Origin of the sequence: Bradyrhizobium sp. MOS002, assembly GCF_003020115.1 — a bacterium.
GTDB lineage: Bacteria > Pseudomonadota > Alphaproteobacteria > Rhizobiales > Xanthobacteraceae > Bradyrhizobium.
The window spans coordinates 1-2,383 of sequence record NZ_PYFX01000065.1; the positions used below are offsets into that span (position 1 = coordinate 1).

The following is a 2,383-nucleotide window of genomic DNA, read 5'->3' on the forward strand; positions in this document are numbered from 1 at the left end:
TCCCACACTGGCTTATGATCGGCGGCGCTTTGCTCGTGTTCGTCGGGTTAGTCGGCGCTGCGCTTCAAAGAAGACCAGCGGCAGCCAACCCGTCAGAAATTAAGGTAGCCGATGAGCAACCGGCGGCGCCGCTGCCCAAGTCGCTCGACCGTGCGGCTCGTTCGCTATCCGGGGAAGCCTCCCCCGTAGAAATCCGAGTGTCCCGGCCTTCGCAGATCGAGTAATCGCAATCTTCATGCGACCACACGATGATGCCCAGCGACCTCCCGCGTGCGAGAACTGCGAGCGCGAAATGACGCTGCTCGGAAGATTGTCAGAGATCGGAATTCACAAAGCCCTGCGCGTGTACAGATGCCTGCCTTGCCAGCGCATTGCCACAACGCACGACGGAGGCAGCGGCTGGCAAACTGGCCCGGCTTGCCCCGGTGTGTCTCTGTAGCCCTGCGCTGGCGGAGCGCTGTACGGGCTTCCTACGGCCTTACGGCTGGCGCGATGGTGAGCGCTCGACGCTGGCGTGATGCCGCTCCCTGTCCGGCAGTCCGCGGTTCCCGAACGGTGACCGAGATGCCCGGTGATCGACGGGCTCTATCACTTGCATGGCCACGCCTCGCGCAGCGCCGTGGCCACAAGGGCGACCCCTTCGAGATGGAGCTGCTCCGGGTGCGTCTCGAAGTAGCGAACTACAACGCGGGTGGCTTGATAGCGTGTAACTTGCTCGGGCAGGCAGATGTCGTCCTTCGTGAACGCCACGGCATTGACTACTCCACCACAAAGACCGGCGTTGTAGGCCATGTCCGTCGTGGTCATTGGAAGCAGCGCGCGAGCACAAGCGCCCCACATTTCGGTGCCGGGCGTTCTCCACGCTGCCCCCGCATCAGCCGGAGTGATCGCGAGCAGGTACATGCCGGTCAGGATCGCAAGGCGCATCTGTCCCTCTCAATGCGCCCGTGGCGCTCAGTGGTTGGTCGATCATGGATCAGGTGCCTCTGATCCACAGCCAGCGCGATGGTCGCACCGACTTCTCGACGGCCTTGAGCAAGGCGGCCTGCTGCTTCGCCTGCAGCCGCTTGCGCCGCCGCTGTCGCGAGAGCGCTCCCGCCGCAAGGATGAGGATCGACACGATCAGCGCGATGGTGATGATGCCGCCGGCCGTCAGCCCGATGGCAACCGTCATGACTGGCTGCGCTGCGCCGGGCTTGCTGGTGTCTGATTCATGTGCCCCGCTCCTGCCCCGCCGTAGAATGCCGCGTCGCGGCGCGCTTGCCAACCTTTGTTTGGTTTGGTCCTGGAACCGTTTGCGCAGCCACGCGCAAACGCCCGCTCGCCTTTGGAGGCGAACGGGCGGAGCAACTCTTCCCAGCTGTCCTGATCAGTAGCGGCCGAGACGCCCGCTGCGATAGCCGCCGTAGCCCATGCCGTAGCGCGCACCGTAGCCGCGCCCGCCGTAGCCGTAGCGCCCCCCGAAGCCGTAGCCGCGACCTACGCCGTAGCGCCCGCTAAAGCTGCCGCCAATGTAACGCCCGCCGTAACCATAGCCGCGACCGACGCCATAACCGTAACCGTAGCCGCGTGCCAGACCATAACCTGGACCGTAGCCATAGCCGATGCTCGGACGCATGCCGTACCCGTAACCTACTGCACCATAGCCGTAGCCAGCGTAAGCAGGCATCGTTCCGTAGCCGGGCTCAAGAGCCAGACTGGCTGCATCCGAAAATGCCCCGTATCCAACGCCGCCGCATCCCGCATTGCAGCTTGAATAGACAGGAGCGACATAGACCGGAGCGCAAGCGGTGTAGGCACACGGCGAGCACGAACTTTGAAACAGTCCGCCTCCGCAGGCCATCGCGGGCGCAGCGGCAGCGGTCATCATCACGGCAACCGCCGCTACCAATGCTGAAGCCATTCGACGCATTTCTCTCTCCCTTTTGTTCTCAGGAGGTTTTAAGCCAATGCGCCAGCGTAAGGGTTAAACCCGGCGTCCAAACCGTCGGTAAGGCTAACGAGGCCAAAAGACGGCGGCCGAAAAACTCGCTGAGAGCGACGGCTGGGTCCTTCTGACAACCGGGCAAATGCGGGGACCGCGTGACGCCAGTCATCGAGGGTATCCGGGTGCGAGAAAATCCCTGGTTGCAGTTGCAGCAGTGTGGAGTGTGGGTCGTGCTACTCAATGTGCGCCAACTCCCGCAGCAATCAAACTCCGCAATTCAGCAAAATGACGGTATCTGCAAAAGGAGAAGCCGGGTCCTGGTAGCGTCATGTCGCAATCAGGCGTGCGCCGACGCGGCGGGCGGGGAAGCCAGTTGGTGGAGAATGGCCACGAGCTCGGTGTGCACAGGTGATGTCCGGTCACTGAACGCCTCGATTGGGTTAGCTTCAGTGAGCC

The 2,383-nt window shown here is 63.1% G+C and carries 4 protein-coding genes; 1 reads left to right on the plus strand and 3 read right to left on the minus strand.

Annotated elements, in window-relative coordinates:
• The coding region (locus C7G41_RS38150; RefSeq protein ID WP_210205412.1) for a hypothetical protein at positions 1-224 on the plus strand (224 nt) is incomplete at its 5' end.
• A gap of 364 nt (positions 225-588) precedes the next feature.
• Here the strand turns inward: C7G41_RS38150 and C7G41_RS36830 are convergent.
• From C7G41_RS36830 to C7G41_RS38710, 3 genes are all read right to left on the minus strand, one after another.
• Positions 589-927, minus strand: a complete 339-nt coding sequence (locus C7G41_RS36830; protein ID WP_106947077.1) for a Rap1a/Tai family immunity protein — start codon at positions 925-927, stop codon at positions 589-591.
• 49 nt (positions 928-976) lie between these two features.
• Complete coding sequence (locus tag C7G41_RS36835; protein ID WP_106947078.1) at positions 977-1,174, minus strand: hypothetical protein; 198 nt, start codon at positions 1,172-1,174, stop codon at positions 977-979.
• A 195-nt stretch (positions 1,175-1,369) separates the two neighbouring features.
• Positions 1,370-1,669, minus strand: a complete 300-nt coding sequence (locus C7G41_RS38710; RefSeq protein WP_146159912.1) for a hypothetical protein — start codon at positions 1,667-1,669, stop codon at positions 1,370-1,372.
• Positions 1,670-2,383 lie beyond the last annotated feature (714 nt).